The organism is Pigmentiphaga aceris (assembly GCF_008119665.1).
GTDB lineage: Bacteria > Pseudomonadota > Gammaproteobacteria > Burkholderiales > Burkholderiaceae_B > Pigmentiphaga > Pigmentiphaga aceris.
In genome coordinates, this window is sequence record NZ_CP043046.1 from 357,541 (window position 1) to 371,749 (window position 14,209).

The 14,209-nt window shown below is 60.7% G+C and carries 13 protein-coding genes; 7 read left to right on the top strand and 6 right to left on the bottom strand.

Annotation, left to right across the window (positions count from 1 at the left end):
• The first annotated feature begins 198 nt into the window (after positions 1-198).
• Entirely contained in the window at positions 199-759 is a 561-nt protein-coding gene (locus tag FXN63_RS01495; protein WP_148812174.1) for a GNAT family N-acetyltransferase, read from the top strand.
• Positions 760-852: 93 nt separating this feature from the next.
• Here FXN63_RS01495 and FXN63_RS01500 read toward each other — a convergent pair whose 3' ends face one another.
• From FXN63_RS01500 to FXN63_RS01510, 3 genes are all read right to left on the bottom strand, one after another.
• Entirely contained in the window at positions 853-1,623 is a 771-nt protein-coding gene (locus FXN63_RS01500; protein WP_148812176.1) for an SDR family NAD(P)-dependent oxidoreductase, read from the bottom strand.
• A gap of 21 nt (positions 1,624-1,644) precedes the next feature.
• Complete coding sequence (locus FXN63_RS01505; protein WP_148812178.1) at positions 1,645-3,153, bottom strand: aldehyde dehydrogenase; 1,509 nt, start codon at positions 3,151-3,153, stop codon at positions 1,645-1,647.
• 107 nt (positions 3,154-3,260) lie between these two features.
• Positions 3,261-4,478 (bottom strand): ABC transporter substrate-binding protein, encoded by a 1,218-nt coding sequence (locus FXN63_RS01510; protein WP_148812180.1) that lies wholly within the window; start codon positions 4,476-4,478, stop codon positions 3,261-3,263.
• Between the two features lie 363 nt (positions 4,479-4,841).
• On the opposite strand from FXN63_RS01510, the gene FXN63_RS01515 reads away from it, so the two are divergent.
• Positions 4,842-5,603 carry an IclR family transcriptional regulator gene (locus tag FXN63_RS01515; protein WP_187395062.1) on the top strand — a complete coding sequence of 254 codons (762 nt, stop codon included), beginning with the start codon at positions 4,842-4,844 and terminating at the stop codon, positions 5,601-5,603.
• Between the two features lie 167 nt (positions 5,604-5,770).
• Here FXN63_RS01515 and FXN63_RS01520 read toward each other — a convergent pair whose 3' ends face one another.
• Together FXN63_RS01520 and FXN63_RS01525 are read right to left on the bottom strand one after the other, a co-directional pair.
• Positions 5,771-6,406 (bottom strand): glutathione S-transferase family protein, encoded by a 636-nt coding sequence (locus FXN63_RS01520; RefSeq protein ID WP_148812183.1) that lies wholly within the window; start codon positions 6,404-6,406, stop codon positions 5,771-5,773.
• Positions 6,407-6,596: 190 nt separating this feature from the next.
• Positions 6,597-7,277, bottom strand: coding sequence for an MgtC/SapB family protein (locus FXN63_RS01525; protein ID WP_148812185.1), 681 nt, complete (start codon positions 7,275-7,277; stop codon positions 6,597-6,599).
• Positions 7,278-7,396: 119 nt separating this feature from the next.
• On the opposite strand from FXN63_RS01525, the gene FXN63_RS01530 reads away from it, so the two are divergent.
• Positions 7,397-7,984, top strand: a complete 588-nt coding sequence (locus FXN63_RS01530) for a hypothetical protein (protein ID WP_148812187.1) — start codon at positions 7,397-7,399, stop codon at positions 7,982-7,984.
• 154 nt (positions 7,985-8,138) lie between these two features.
• Positions 8,139-8,699, top strand: coding sequence for a DcrB/PsbP domain-containing protein (locus tag FXN63_RS01535; RefSeq protein ID WP_148812189.1), 561 nt, complete (start codon positions 8,139-8,141; stop codon positions 8,697-8,699).
• Positions 8,700-8,951: 252 nt separating this feature from the next.
• On the opposite strand, the gene FXN63_RS01540 is transcribed toward FXN63_RS01535, so the two are convergent.
• Complete coding sequence (locus tag FXN63_RS01540; protein ID WP_246165144.1) at positions 8,952-12,134, bottom strand: DUF4214 domain-containing protein; 3,183 nt, start codon at positions 12,132-12,134, stop codon at positions 8,952-8,954.
• A gap of 258 nt (positions 12,135-12,392) precedes the next feature.
• Between FXN63_RS01540 and FXN63_RS01545 the strand changes: the two genes are divergently transcribed.
• From FXN63_RS01545 to FXN63_RS01555, 3 genes are all read left to right on the top strand, one after another.
• Entirely contained in the window at positions 12,393-12,947 is a 555-nt protein-coding gene (locus FXN63_RS01545) for a DcrB/PsbP domain-containing protein (RefSeq protein WP_148812193.1), read from the top strand.
• An 84-nt stretch (positions 12,948-13,031) separates the two neighbouring features.
• Positions 13,032-13,586 carry a DcrB/PsbP domain-containing protein gene (locus FXN63_RS01550; protein WP_148812195.1) on the top strand — a complete coding sequence of 185 codons (555 nt, stop codon included), beginning with the start codon at positions 13,032-13,034 and terminating at the stop codon, positions 13,584-13,586.
• Between the two features lie 75 nt (positions 13,587-13,661).
• Entirely contained in the window at positions 13,662-14,141 is a 480-nt protein-coding gene (locus FXN63_RS01555; RefSeq protein ID WP_148812197.1) for a RidA family protein, read from the top strand.
• The last annotated feature ends 68 nt before the right edge of the window (positions 14,142-14,209 follow it).

A 14,209-nucleotide genomic window follows, 5' to 3' on the forward strand; every position in this document is an offset into this window, starting at 1 on the left:
AGGCCGACTGGCGATCAATGCAAGAAACGCTCAGTCTGCTTTGCACACCGGGCATGCAAGCATCGATCAAGGAAGGCATGCGCGAGCCACTAGACAAAAGTGCCAAGACGCTGAGTTGGTAAGCCGCGCGAAACGTTAACACTAACTCGCCGCTTGTCTGCGCGACAATACTGCTCGTCTGTCCCACAGCGCACGACCATGAAACTCAAGCTCACCACCCCCCGCCTGCGCCTTCGCCCCTGGCTGCCGTCCGACCGCGCGCCCTTTGCCGCGCTGACGGCAGACCATGAAGTCATGGAGCATTTCCCAACCACCCTGACGCGTGCGCAAAGCGATGCGCTGGCTGACATTCTGGCCAACGAAATCGCGGAGCAGGGCTGGGGGTTCTGGGCGGTGGAAGTGCCGGGCGTGTCCGACTTCATCGGCTTTGTCGGCATCCACGAACCGCGTTTCGAACTGCCGATTTCGCCGTGCGTGGAAATCGGCTGGCGGATCGCCAAGGAGCATTGGGGCAAAGGTTATGCAACGGAAGCCGCGCGGGCCGCGTTGGCGGTTGGCTTCGAGCAATTAGGGCTGGAAGAAATCGTGTCGTTCACCGTGCCGACGAACCAACGGTCACAGCGCGTGATGCAGCGGCTTGGCATGGTGCACGCAGACGAGTTCTTCGATCATCCGGCATTGGAAGCCGGGCATCCGATGCGGCGGCACATTCTTTACCGACTGCGGCGGGACGCGTGGCGCGCTGCGCAGGCAGAGTAAGCACCAAGCGGTGAACACGCTGTTTGTTCACCGCAAGACATGTCGACCTGCTGTTCACCGCATCATTTGCGATGAACAGCAGGTCCAAGCAAATCAACGCGCCGTAAACCCACCATCCACCGGCAGCGCCACACCCGTCACATACGACGCATCGTCCGACGCCAGCCACAGCACCGCATGCGCCGCTTCATGCGGTTGACACAGACGGCCCATCGGCACCGCAGCAACCATGCGGGCCTCTGCCGCAGCCGCTTGCACCGGATCACCCGATCGCCCCGTGAAGCCCAGCTTCATCGGCGTTTCAGCCAAGCCCGGGCACACCACATTCACACGCACATTGTCGGGCGCAAAGGTCTGCGACAAGGACTTGCCCAAGCCCACCACCGCAAACTTCGCAGCGGAATAGATCGGGCTCCACATTGACCCAACCAGCCCCGACACCGATGCCGTGAAGATGATCGATCCACCGCCGCGTTTGCGCATGTGGGTAATGACCTCACCGGCCTGCAATGCGGCCGAAGTCACATTCAAATCCAGTGCCTGGCGGAACGCGTCCACGTCCAGGTTTTCGATGCCGCCCGGGCCGGGAATGCCGGCGTGGGCCCACAGCACGTCGATGCCGCCCAGCTTCTCTGCGGCTTCGTGGATGGAGCTGCGCATTTCCGCAGGCTTGGACAGATCAGCCTGGACGGTTTCGATGGTGTAGCCAGCGGCTTTCATGTCGGCGGCAAGTTTCGCCAGGCCGTCCGGGTTCACGTCCACGGCGGCTACTCGTGCACCTTCTTTCAAGAACAGTTCAACACCGGCGCGGCCCATGCCGGATGCCGCTGCCGTCACTACCGCGAGCTTGTTCGCGAGTCGCATTTCCAATGTCCTTTCCAAAAATTATTGCGCGTAGGCGTCGGGAAAACGCCCCGTCGTGCTGATCACGGTGGTCTTGGTCTGCAAGTAGGAATCGAGTGCCTCGATGCCGTTCTCGCGGCCCCATCCGCTGCCTTTGAAACCACCGTAAGGCGTGGACCAGCGGATGAAGCGGTAGGTGTTGACCCAGACCATGCCGGCGTCGATGCGGCTCGACACGCGATGGGCGCGGCCGGTGTCGCCGGTCCACAGGCCTGCAGTCAGGCCGTAGGGCGTGTCGTTGGCAATCGCAATGGCTTCTTCTTCGTCGTCGAAGGGAATCAGTGCGGCCACCGGGCCGAAGATTTCTTCCTGGGCGATGCGCATCTTGTTGTGGGCCTTGGCAAACACGGTGGGCTCCACGAAATACCCGTCGCCGTATGCGCCGCCATTCAGGCGATTGCCGCCCGCCACCAGTTCGGCACCGTCATTGCGGCCATGCTCGATGTAGGCAAGCGTCTTGGCCAGTTGCTCGTGATGCGCCTGCGGTCCCATGTGGGTGGCGGGATCAAGCGGTTGGCCAACACGTACCTTCTTGGCGCGTTCGACGAAGTCGGCCACCACGCGGTCATAGACCGAGCGCTGCACGATCACGCGTGAACCCAGCGCGCAGCTTTGGCCGCACAAGGTCCACGCCGAATTGGTCGCGGCGTTCATGGCCTGTTCGATGTCGGCGTCTGCAAAGATGATGTGCGGTGACTTGCCGCCCAGCTCGAAGGTGAACTTCTTCAGCGTGTCGGCCGTGGTGCCTGCGCGCAGAATGGCTTTTGCAGTGGCACCTTCGCCGGTGAACGCGATCTTGTCCACGTCGGGATGCGTCACCAGGCGTTCGCCCGCACCGCCCTGGCCATAGCCCGGCACGATGTTGATCACCCCAGGCGGGAAGCCGGCTTCTTCGAACAGCTTGCCGAGTTCAAGCGAGGTGACGGGTGTCTGTTCCGCAGGCTTCAACACCACCGTGCACCCTGCCGCCAAGGCCGGGCCCAGCTTCCAGGCGGCTGCCATCAACGGCACGTTCCAGGGCGTGATGGCACCGACCACACCGACCGGCACGCGTGTGGTGAACGCGTGCACGCTGCTGTCGAAGGGAATGGTGCGGCCGGACGCTTTATCGGCCAACGAGGCCCACCAGTGATACCCGTTGGAATGCCCGCCGATATCGGCGCGCGCTTCGCGGATCGAGCGGCCGGAGTCTGTGGTTTCCAGCACAGCCAGATCGGCGGCGTGCTTGGCGTAGACATCGGCAAAACGGCGCATCAGTGCAGCGCGTTCGTGGCCCGGCATCTTGCCCCACGGGCCACTGAGCGCTTCGCGGGCAGCGGCAACCGCACGGTCGATGTCACGCGGGCCGCCGTAGGCCACCAGTGCCCAGGGCTGGCCGGTGGACGGGTCGATGCTCTCCATCAAGCCGCCGTCTTCCGGGGCAACCCAGGCACCATTGATGTACAGCCGGTCGTAGCGCGCCAGCGCGGTCTGCAAACGCGCAGAGGACATGCGAATTCTCCTGATTCAAGACAATGGCGGGCACCCTCGTCAGCCCCGGCGGGCCGACACGTCGTGTGATGTGTGTACGCAGCCGTGCCGGGGCGGTGTGAACTGCTTCAGTTCACGAGGGGGCAGCCACCGTCCTTCAAGGGACGGAAAGCCTGGTCGGCCGGAATGACCGTCAGCACCTTGTAGTAGTCGTAGGGCTTCTTCGACTCTTCGGGTTTCTTCACTTCGACCAGCATCATGTCGTGGGTGACACGGCCGTCTTCACGCAGCGTGGTCTTGCCGAACAGCGGGTCGTCGAAGGTACCGGCCTCGCGCATGGCCTTCACCACCGCCACGCCGTCCTTGGCCGAACCGACCTTGGCGACAGCCTTCAAATACGCCATGGTTGCCGAGTACGCGCCGGCCTGATTCATCGACGGATAACGCTGTTTGTTGCGGGCCGCGAAGCGCTCGCCGAAGGCGCGCGTCTTGTCGTTCTGATCCCAGTAGAAAGCGGTCGTCAGTTGCAGGCCTTGTGCGGTCTGAAGCCCGAGCGAGTGGATGTCGGAGATGAACAGCAGCATGCCGGCCAGCTTCTGCCCGCCTTGCACAATGCCGAATTCCGATGCGCTCTTGATGGCGTTGATGGTGTCGCCGCCCGCATTGGCCAGGCCGATGACCTGGGCCTTCGACGCCTGCGCTTGCAGCAGGTAGGACGAGAAGTCCTTGGTGTCAGTCGGGTGGCGCAGGCCGCCCACCACCTTGCCGCCATTGGCCTGAATCACCGGAGTGGCGTCGCGTTCCAGCCACTGGCCCAGCGCGAAGTCGGCGGTCAGGAAATACCAGGTCTTGCCGCCCGCCTTGGTGATGGCGTCGGCGGTGCCGTGGGCCAGTGCCCAGGTGTCATAAGTCCAGTGCACAGAGTTCGGTGTGCAGCCCTTGCCGGTCAGGTCGGACGAGCCCGATGCGGTGAACAAGGCGACCTTGTTCTTTTCCTTCACCAGCGGCGCGACCGCCAGCGAAATGGCGCTGGTGGGCAGGTCCACCAGCACGTCCACGCCTTCGGTGTCGAACCACTTGCGGGCAATCGCACTTGCCACATCGGGCTTGTTCAGGCCGTCCACATGGACGACCTCGATCTTCAGTTTTTCGGCCTCAGGCAGCTTGCGGAAGTCCTCGACCGCCATCTTGGTGGCCTCGACCGCGCCCATGCCGCCGATGTCGGAGAAGATCCCCGACAAGTCGGTCAACACACCGATCTTCACCGGTGTTTGCGCATTGGCGCCTGACGAAAAGAGCGCTGCGACGGCGAGCGCGATCGAAGGAATGGCTAGGCGATGGTTCATGGATCTCCCTTTGCTTCTGCGGCTGCATGGGCCGGTGAATGCACAGGCAACTCAGGGGGTGAGCTGCACCGAATTCATGTTCTTAAATTCTTGTATGTGAATTAATTGATCCGTATATTGAATCTTGTATGCGGTCGGTGCAACGTCGGTTAAACCCGAATCCGGTCTGGATTTGTTCTGCAAAGGCCGGTGACACAGGCTGGTCATCGCGGTTTGCGGGCCGGTCTGGCCTTAAAATGTCACGCATGGTGTGGTCCGTCGATGGACTGTATCGACGCACTAAACAGCGCTGCACAGGCGCGCAGTCATGACGTGTTCAGAGCACCGCATGTCGGATGCTCAAGTCCTTTATCTTGGAGTCGTATGCTCGTCAGACAGGTTGCAAACGTCTTCGATCTCATGGAGTACTTCGAGCGCAGGCGGCGTCCCGCGACGCTGGCTGAAATCTCCGACGATCTCGACTGGCCGCGCTCCAGCACCTTCAACCTGGTCGGCACCATTGTCGAAAAGGGTTATCTGTACGAACCTCGTCCGCGTGGGGGCTACTACCCCACGCCACGCTGGCTGGCCCTGGCCCAGTCGATTGCCGAAGCCGAACCGTTGCCCGACGAAGTGCAGGCCGCTGTGGCCGAGATCGCTGAAAAAACCGGCGAGACGACCGCCGTGTCCGCCGTCACCGGCGTGCACGCCATGTTCCTGCTGGTGATCGAGTCGCGTCATTCGGTGCGTTATCACGCACGGGTGGGCGACCGGGTGCCGCTGTACGCGAGTTCAGCGGGCCGCGCGATCCTGGCGCAGCTGACACCTGCCGCGCGGCAGGCGCTGTACCGGAAGATGGATTTCGCGCCGTTCTCGGAGACGACGCCGACGAACGCGGATGTCATCGAGCGCGAACTGGCTGAGGCGGAAGTCCGGGGCTTTCATCAAAGCGCGTCGGAATACACCCCCGACCTGGCAGGGGTGTCATTGCCGCTGGTGGTGGGTGCGCGCAACCTGTCGGTGGTGGTGGCGGGGCCTACGTCCAGGTGTCTGGAACGGCGTCCGGCAACGGCTGCGATCATGATCGAAGCGCTGGGTCGTCACGGGCTTGGCACGGACAAACCCAAGCGCGGGCAGAAGGGCTGAGCGCAAGGGGTTGCCCTGCTGCAATGTCAGCCGGGCTTGTTGTGCTGACCAAAGACCCCGGCGAAGAAATGACTTGTCCACAGGTCGCGGCAGGCAGCTTGTCCACTGCGTATGTTGCGAAGCACAAGCGCCATGACAGTGGCGCTTGTTGGATCAACACCAGCGCCTTAGTTGCCCGCCTTCTGCGCAGCGATCAACGCGTCATCGAGTTCCTTGGCGCGAATGGCGGCAGGCCGCGCGCTCAACCGTTCCCAATACCGTTCGAACACCGGTTTCTTGGGCAGCGTGCCGAACATCATCGACCAGCCCAGCTGTGAACCCACATACACGTCTGCGGCGCTGAAGCGGTCACCCAGCAGGTAATCGCCCGTCGACAAGGCATGTTCCAGCGCGGCCACCACCTTGTCGGCGCGACCATAACCCACCATCGCTTCCTTGTCGGCAGGCACCTCTACGCCCAAGGCCTGATTCGTCACGCAGGCCTCCACCGGCCCTGCGGCGAAAAACATCCAGCGGTAATACGGCCCACGCTGCGGATCGTTCAAAGCCGGTGCCAAGCCCGCCTGCGGAAACGCATCCGCCAGATACGCGCAAATGGCCGCGCACTCGGTCACGACCACACCACGATGCGTGATGGCCGGCACCTTGCCCATCGGATTGATCGCCAGGTATTCGGGCGTCTTCATGGAATTGCGATAGTCGAGCTGCTCGGCCCGATAGGGCTGGCCGACTTCTTCCAGCATCCAGCGCACGATGCGCGCGCGGGACTGCGGGTTCATGTAGAAAACCAGTTCATCGTTCATGGGGGCGTCTCCGTATGTGGGGCAAGGCGCATCGTCGGGGGGAGATCTGTCAGAGTGGCCTCTGATAACCCAAGCACCTTGTTGATGATGCGGCAGATTGCGTGCCTGACGTGCTTGTAATGCTTGACGTGTCTGATGTACGTCGACGTGCAGTGCATGCTTCAGCAAGACCCGCCGACACCAGGTTTTTTCAGCGACGCTGCCACGACACGCTGACGATATCCCAGCTTTCCGAGGCCTTCAGTATTGCCTCGATATCGGCGCGCAGATCCGGGCTTTCAAACGCGGCCACTGTGCTGATCAACGTCGTGCCGCGCACCGTCCGCGACACGTTGGCAGACCGAAGTTCACCGCGCTGTTGCAGCAAGGCCTGCTCAAGCGCGGTACGTACCGCCGAGGTGTGGCTGCTGTCGCATTCGACTTCGAAGCACAGTTGTTCGGTCAGGCTGTCGTTGGGTCCCATGCGCAGTTCCAGCTTGCGTGCGACATTGCGCAGCAGCGTGTTGGCCACGACCAGCAACACGGCAGAAATAGTGGCTTCTTCAGCACGGCCCAGCCCGCACAAGGTACCGATTGCGGCGCTGCACCACAAGGTGGCGGCCGTGTTGATGCCACGTGTCTGTGTGCCATCACGAAACAACAGCCCGCCGCCTAAAAAGCCCACGCCCACCACGATCTGACCGGCCATGCGGATCGGGTCGGTGTAGCCCGTGGCGGTTGCCGCTGTCATCATGAACAGCGCTGCGCCCATGCTGACCAGCGCGTTGGTCTTCAAGTCGACCAGACGGCGATGCCATTGCCGCTCCAGGCCCACGAAGGAACCGAGCGCGAGCGCAAGCAAGGTGTAAAGCACGAAGGTGTACAGCGTCATGGCGGTGGAAGGTGGGGCACTGCTGCCAGTCTACCGGCAAGCGCCTTAAAACTGCGTTGCATCGGGGTGTCTACAATCGCAGCCCCGGGCACGGCCTGCCCGTTGACTGGAGAACCCCGATGTTCAAGACATTGCCGATCAAGCTGAGCTACCTGTGCATGTTGAGCATGGGCATGGTGCTGATAAGCCCTGCTCAGGTCGCCATCGCGCAAGCGTCGCCCACCGCGCCCGCTGCCGCAGACATCGCCCGACCGGTACCCGCGTCGCGTATTCATGAGGTGTCGTTGTTGAAGGGCAAACTCGCCTTCACGCTGACCGGTTACGTGAAACAGGCAGATCCCAAGCGCGCCGACGTGACGCGCTACTTCGGCCCGGCCGACAAGCGTTTCGTCGGCACGAGTGAACGATCACTGGCCAAGATGGGCGCAGGCGGTAAGGCCGTGGATTTGAAGCAGGCCGCCGAGATCATCAAGCAGGAACAGAAAAGTGAGTACCCCGACTATCGGGCGCGCAGCGAAACCCAGGGCAAGTACAAGGGCCTGGACATGATTCGCATTGATGCCTTCGATAACGCGAATGGCTACAACGTGATCAACACCAATTTGCTGATCCAAGACCGTGGTCAGCTGGCGGTGGTACAGGTCATTTCTGCCAATCGCCAGAAGCTTGAACACGAAGCCTGGGTGCAGAAAATTCTGGGCAAGTGATCTGCAGGGGAGGCCGCGCGGCTTCGCTGACAATGTCTGGGTGAAGGCCTTTCACCTGGTTTCATTGCACAAGTTTCCTTGCAGCTTCGCCCTGCCAGGCTTTCTACACTGATCCCCCGGTCAAACCACCGATCACACCGTCAGGGGATTGCAGATGATCTTCAGGAAATCGTTGAATGTGTTGGGCACCGTGTGCCTGGTTGCGGCCCTGGGCGGCACAGCAAACACAGCAATGGCCGCTGACGCACCCGCTGCTGCTTCTGCTTCCCCCGCCGCTGCCACCCAGGATTTCTCGCTGCTGGACGGCAAGCTGCCGTTCAAGCTGCAAGGCTATGAGAAGCGCGACATGCCCAGCGGCGCGCCGGGCGCGATGTACTACAGCGCCCATAAGCGCTTCGTGATCGTGAACGAAGAATCGATTCCGCCAGGTGCCCCAGAGGGCACCAGCTACGATTTCGTGGAAGCAGGAAAGCGCATCACAGAGCAACTGAAGGCCGCATCGCCTGCGTACAAAGTGGTCGGCGAGAATACCGAGAACGTCAGCGGCCTGACGGTTCATCACATCGAGGCGACCAGCGCAATGGGTGGCGAAGATGTCTTGCAGGCAACGCTGATGGCGACCGCCAACAAGAAGTTCGCTGTCATCCAGGTCATCTCGGATGCAAGAGACCCGGCGGGTCATGCTGCTGCGGTGAACAACATCCTGGGCAAGTAAACAACTGAGTGGACCTGCGTGTCCAGGTTGGCCCCGCAGGTTCTGAGTCTTTCTGTTTGCCTACATGACGCCCCGAGTAGTGCTGCTGTCGACATAGCTCGGCGGGTCAAAAAGCAGAGAAGGCGTAGAAAAGCGCCTTGTCAGCCACCGAGCGTTGGTAATCCTGCGGGCCTCCACCTGCAGGCAACGTGGTCAGTGGCGTGGCCAGTACATTGGTGATCTGCAGTACCAAGGCCGTGCGCGCTTGTCGTCTTAGAACGTGACGAAGCTTATTGCCAGATTGCTGACAGCGTACGACATGATCATGTCGTCGATGGTCAGGATGGTGTCGTTGTCATTGAGGAAGAGGAATTTTCCGTTCAGGCCGTCGCCGCCCTCGATCTCGAATGTGTACAAGACGGGGGTCTGGTTTGTCGAACCACCCAGTGGGCCGCTCAAGTAGGCTGCATTGGCGCTGGCGACCACATCGCCGAGGGTGCTGAACTGATTGCCAACCGCAGTGACTTTGTTGCTGTCGTAGTTGGATACCGCTCCATGCTGGAACGCCAGTCCATCCCCGAACGCATTGGCCTGCGTCGAAAAGTGCAGGTTTAAAAAGCCGGTCCCTTCCACATGCAACAGGTTTTCGGTGGTGGTGTTGTTCACGCTGAGGTTGCCGCTGCGTACCGTGTCACGATCAGCGATCAGGATCGTGGCACTCGAATTGCCCAGGTTGATAAGGTCGCCGCCGCCAGCCGGATTAATGCGAAGGTTGATCGAGCCGGTCGTCAGTCCCGGGAAGCTCATGATTTCCCGGCCAGCCGTGCCCGTTACTTCAAGGCTCGAGAACTGTGCGATCTTGCTCGACAGCATGGTGTTGATACCTGCGTCGAGGTTGGCATACGAGACTTCCAGCAAGCCGCTCAGGCCACCGTTGGCAATCTTGCCGAGGTTGCCGAGCACGGTTGTCGCTTCCGCTGTCGAGCCGCCGTTGACGTCGATACGCACCGTATTTGCCTGCGACTTGCTCAAGAGTGCCGACGTTGTGTTGTCAGCGACATCCTGAAGGCGGAAGTTCAAGGAAGTTATTGCGTCCACTTTGGCGATTCCGCCTCCTACTGCTATTAACTTATCGACCGTCATGCTTGATGCGTTGATGGTCACCGCGGCTGCAGCAGACGTCTTATCGCCCAGCAAAATGGTCAGATCGCTGGCACTTTGGTCGTTCGTCAGGGACAACGACCCGGTGATGCCATTGGTGGCAATGTTGCCGATATGGGTGCTCAATACAGTTAGTTGGTCACCGGTGGGTTGGGAATCTGCATGAACCAGCGCGGTTCCCATGGCAGCCTTCGACAGCAGATTGCTTGCCGTCGCAGAGGAAAATGCGCTGATCGCGAACTGCAGGTTAGTGATGCTGTCGACCTTGGCAATGGCAGCCGTACTGCCCACGAGGTTGAGCTGGTCCACGCTCATCGCCGATGCATTGACTGTCACGTTCGCTGCCGCCGACGCCTTGCTCAGCAGGTTGGAGATCATGGCTTCGATGTGGCTGCGATTCAGCACAAGATCACCCGTGATGCCGTCGGCCATGACCCTGTTGTTGTAGAAGGACACCGAGGACAGTTGGCCGTTGGTCGCCCCGGTTGCCACGATGGCCAAGGGTGCCGTAGCGAGCGTCTGGGTCATCCAATACAAGGTTGCCGTTTCCGACAAACCGGCCAATTCGAGCGGCGGCAGGTTCACAAGGCTGTCGATCTTGCTGTTTCCGCCTGCCAGGGCTTCCAGCTGGGCCATGTTCATGCCGCTGGCATCGACCGTGACGCTGGCGGTCGCGTCGCCCGTCTTTCCCCCCAACAACGCGGTCAATACCTCGGCGGTCTGGGTGCTGTTCAGTGTCAGCGTGCCGGTAATGCCACTGTCGGCGATCTTGTCGATGTGAGTCGCAAGCGAAGACAGTTCGTCTGCGCTGGCGCCGGTGGTGTCCACATACGTGTTGCCGGGACTCTTGGATAGCAGATTCTCCGTGGCCGTATCCGACAGCAGCTGAAGATCCAGCTGGCGCAGATTGGTCAACGTATCTACCTTGGCGATGTGCAAGCCCACGACTTCAAGCTGGGTCATGTCCATGCCAGTCGCGTCAACGGTGACGTTGGCTGATAGGTCGAGCTTCTCGCTCAGCAGCGTCACCAGATGCTCAATTTGGAAGCTGTTCGTCATGGACCAGTCCCCGGTGATGCCGTTTGTGACGATCTTGTCGAGGTTGTTGAGGATGACAAACAACTGCTCATTCACTCGGCCCGTGGCGTTTATCTCGACCGTTCCTGGAACTGCCTTCGACAGCAGGTTGTATGTGAAACGGTGGTCTGGATTGGCCAGTTCCAGTTTCAGGTTGGTGATGCTGTCCACCTTGTCGATGAACCATGACAACGACGAGAGTTGGCTGCGGTCCATTCCTGACACATCGGCCGTCACGTTCGCCGTCATCGACGTTTTGTTCAGAAGGGTAGTCGTCATGAAACCCGACTGTTCGCGGGTGAACGCAAGGTCGCCCGTGATGCCGTCGATGGCGATCTTGGCGAGGTTGGCCGATACGATCGACAGCGCCGCTGCCGTGGCGGCGGTTGCATTGATCGCGACCGAGTCGGCAAGCGCTTTGGGAAGCAGGGCTGATACCGTGGCATCGGTGACGTCGGCAAGCACCAGGGTCAGGTTGCTCAGGCTGCCGATCTTGTTCACGACGTTGCCAACGGCTTCCAGTTGGTCGGCAGCCATGCCGGCTGCGTCCACCGTGGCGGCGTTGCCCGAATAAGGAGCGAATTTGCGGGCGATGTCTACGGCGGTGTCGGCGGCGGTGATGACCGGCGGCGTGATGGGCGGAGTCACTACGGGCGGCTCGGGCTCGACGATGCCCTGCGCCAGATTGCTTGCCGCCTGGATCGACGCCGGATCGCTGGTCACCAGCGCCAAGGCTGACTTGGCAAGCGCCATGTCATTGCTTTTCAACTGAGACGCGAAAAATACGCCGAACTCGACCTTGTTCGCGAAAAGCGCCCGGTCCGCCACCGAACGTTGGTAATCCTGACTGCTTACGTCTGCAGGTTGCGTGCTTAAAGGCGTGGCCAGCACGTCGGTAATCTGCAGCACCAGGGCGGCGCGCGCGCCCACGTTTGCTGCCCCGCCCAGGTTTTCCAGCACCGATGACCAGAAGGCCAGGCCACTGGCGTCTGGGGCGCGCCCCAGCATGTTTGTATAGAACTGGGTCACGAACTGCGCGCTGGTCTGTGTGGATGCCTGCGCGCCAAGGACTTCGGGTGCGCCAAGCATGGACTGCGCGACGGCCTCCCGGGACGACCCATTGTTCAAGGCCTGCACCCAGAACGAGAACCCATCGGCCTCGGGGGCACGTTGAAGCAGAGAAATGTACAGCCCGGCGATCGCCAAGTCGTTCGTCATAGTGGCCACGGCGATCCCCAGAGATCAACAACTCAATGGTGTTGAGTAACGCTGCTTTGGCAAAGGTTCCGTTCCAGCAAACATTGTGTTCCGGCAAACATTTTCACCTGCAGCAACCAGGGCGGCTTCAGTGATATTTTCCGGGTAAATTTATTTCACCCTGTTTCATTCCACAAGTTTCCTTTCAGCTTTGAGTAAGCGGCTTCCCTACACTTGCGCCCCCGGTCAGCCGACCCATTACACGTAGGGATATTGCAGATGATCTTCAAGAAATCGATGAATGTGTTGGGCTCCCTGTGCGTTGTCGCTGCCTTGGCTGGGGCCGCAAATGTGGCCATCGCCGCCGACGCGCCGGCTGCTTCCGCCGCTGCCGCGCAAAACCTTGCGCTCTTGGGCGGCAAGCTCTCATTCAAGCTGCAAGGTTTCGAGAAGCGCGAAGTGCCTGGTGGTGGCCCGGGCACCATGTACTACAACAAGGACCAGAAGCGCGTCATCATGGTTGGTGAAGATCCGCTCCCGCTGATTGCTCGTGGTGGCACCGATGACGATCGCCTCAATGGCATGAAAAAAACCGTTCGCGAAAAGCAGCAAGCCGCATCGCCCGATTACAAAATCGTCAGCGAAAAGACCGAGACAGTGAAAGGTCTGAAGGTTCACCGCATTGAAGCCACCGACAACATGGATGGAAGCAACGTCCTGCAGGCTACGCTGCTGGCCGTCGACAACACGAAGCTCACCGTCATTCAGGTCATCTCGAATCCGAAAGATCCGGCTGGCCACGCCGCAGCGGTGAACAACATTCTGGGTAAATAAGCGGGACCACCCCAGTCGGTATGACAGGTCGTCGGCGTTCGACGGCCTGAAGATAAATGCGGCGTGAAAAACAAGGCAATACGCATGTCAACGCATCTGCTTAGCTGGACCCGTTCCCTGTGCCTGCTCGCCGCCCTGAGCGGTGGTGCCAACATGGCAATCGCAGCATCGCCTGAAAAGCCCGCTGCGGTTGCCACCGACACGCACTCGGTGTCCTTGGCAGACGGCAAGCTGAAGTTCGTGCTGAGAGGCTTCGAAGCGCAGCCGTTGAACGATCAGAACGGCGACACGATGTACGACAACGATAAAACCAATCAAACCATTATCGTCACCGAAGGACCCTTGCCAGCCTCGGCCGGGAATACCTCGGCCACCGCGTTGCAGGTTGCCGTGGATACCTTGAAAGAAAAGCAGCACGCCGCGTCCGACAACTTCCGCATTACCCGCGAGAGGACCACAAACGTAAAGGGCCTGAGGGTGTATCGGCTCGATGCGACTGACGACTTCAAGGGCACGAAACTGCTGATGACCTCGTTGATGACGCTCGGCGACAAGAACGTGACCCTCATCGAAGTGATGTCCAGCGCGAAAGACCCGGCCGGCCATGCGGCTGCGTTGAAGAACATTCTGGGTAAGTAGAGAGGCCGATAAGCCGAGCGTTTTCGGGTGGTAGGCTGTTGGCTCACGACAGTCTGTCCATCACAAGGAACCCGCATGATCTCGCGCGCGAAGCTTGCCCAACTTGGCATTGTCCTTCCCGACCCCCCCGCACCGCGAGGCGAATATGTGCCTGCTGTGGTGCATGACGGCGTGGTCTACGTCAGTGGTCAGTTGTCCCGCGAAGGCAATCTGACGATCACCGGGCCGGTGACCGCGTCGACGTCCCAAGACGAGCTCAAGCGCGCAGGCCGTGCGTGTGTGTTGCGTGCGCTGAGTGCGATTGACCAAGCGGTTGGGCTGGAGAATGTCAGCCGCTTTCTGTTCCTGCGCGGATTTGTTTTTGCCGAACCCGGCTTCCAGGATTTCGCGCGTGTGCTGGACGAAGCGTCCAAGGTGCTGGTGGAGATTTACGGCGAGCAGGGGCTGCATGCGCGGTCGGTGGCTGGCGTGGCTGGATTGCCGAGCAACGGGCTGCTTGAGATTGAATTGACCGCCGTGATCGCCCCGCCTTATGCGGGTACAGGCGGGGCCTGAGTGGTGACGGGTCGGTATGGATAGCCACCGGCGACCTTGGCAGAAGGGTGAATTGCGCTGATCCGCCA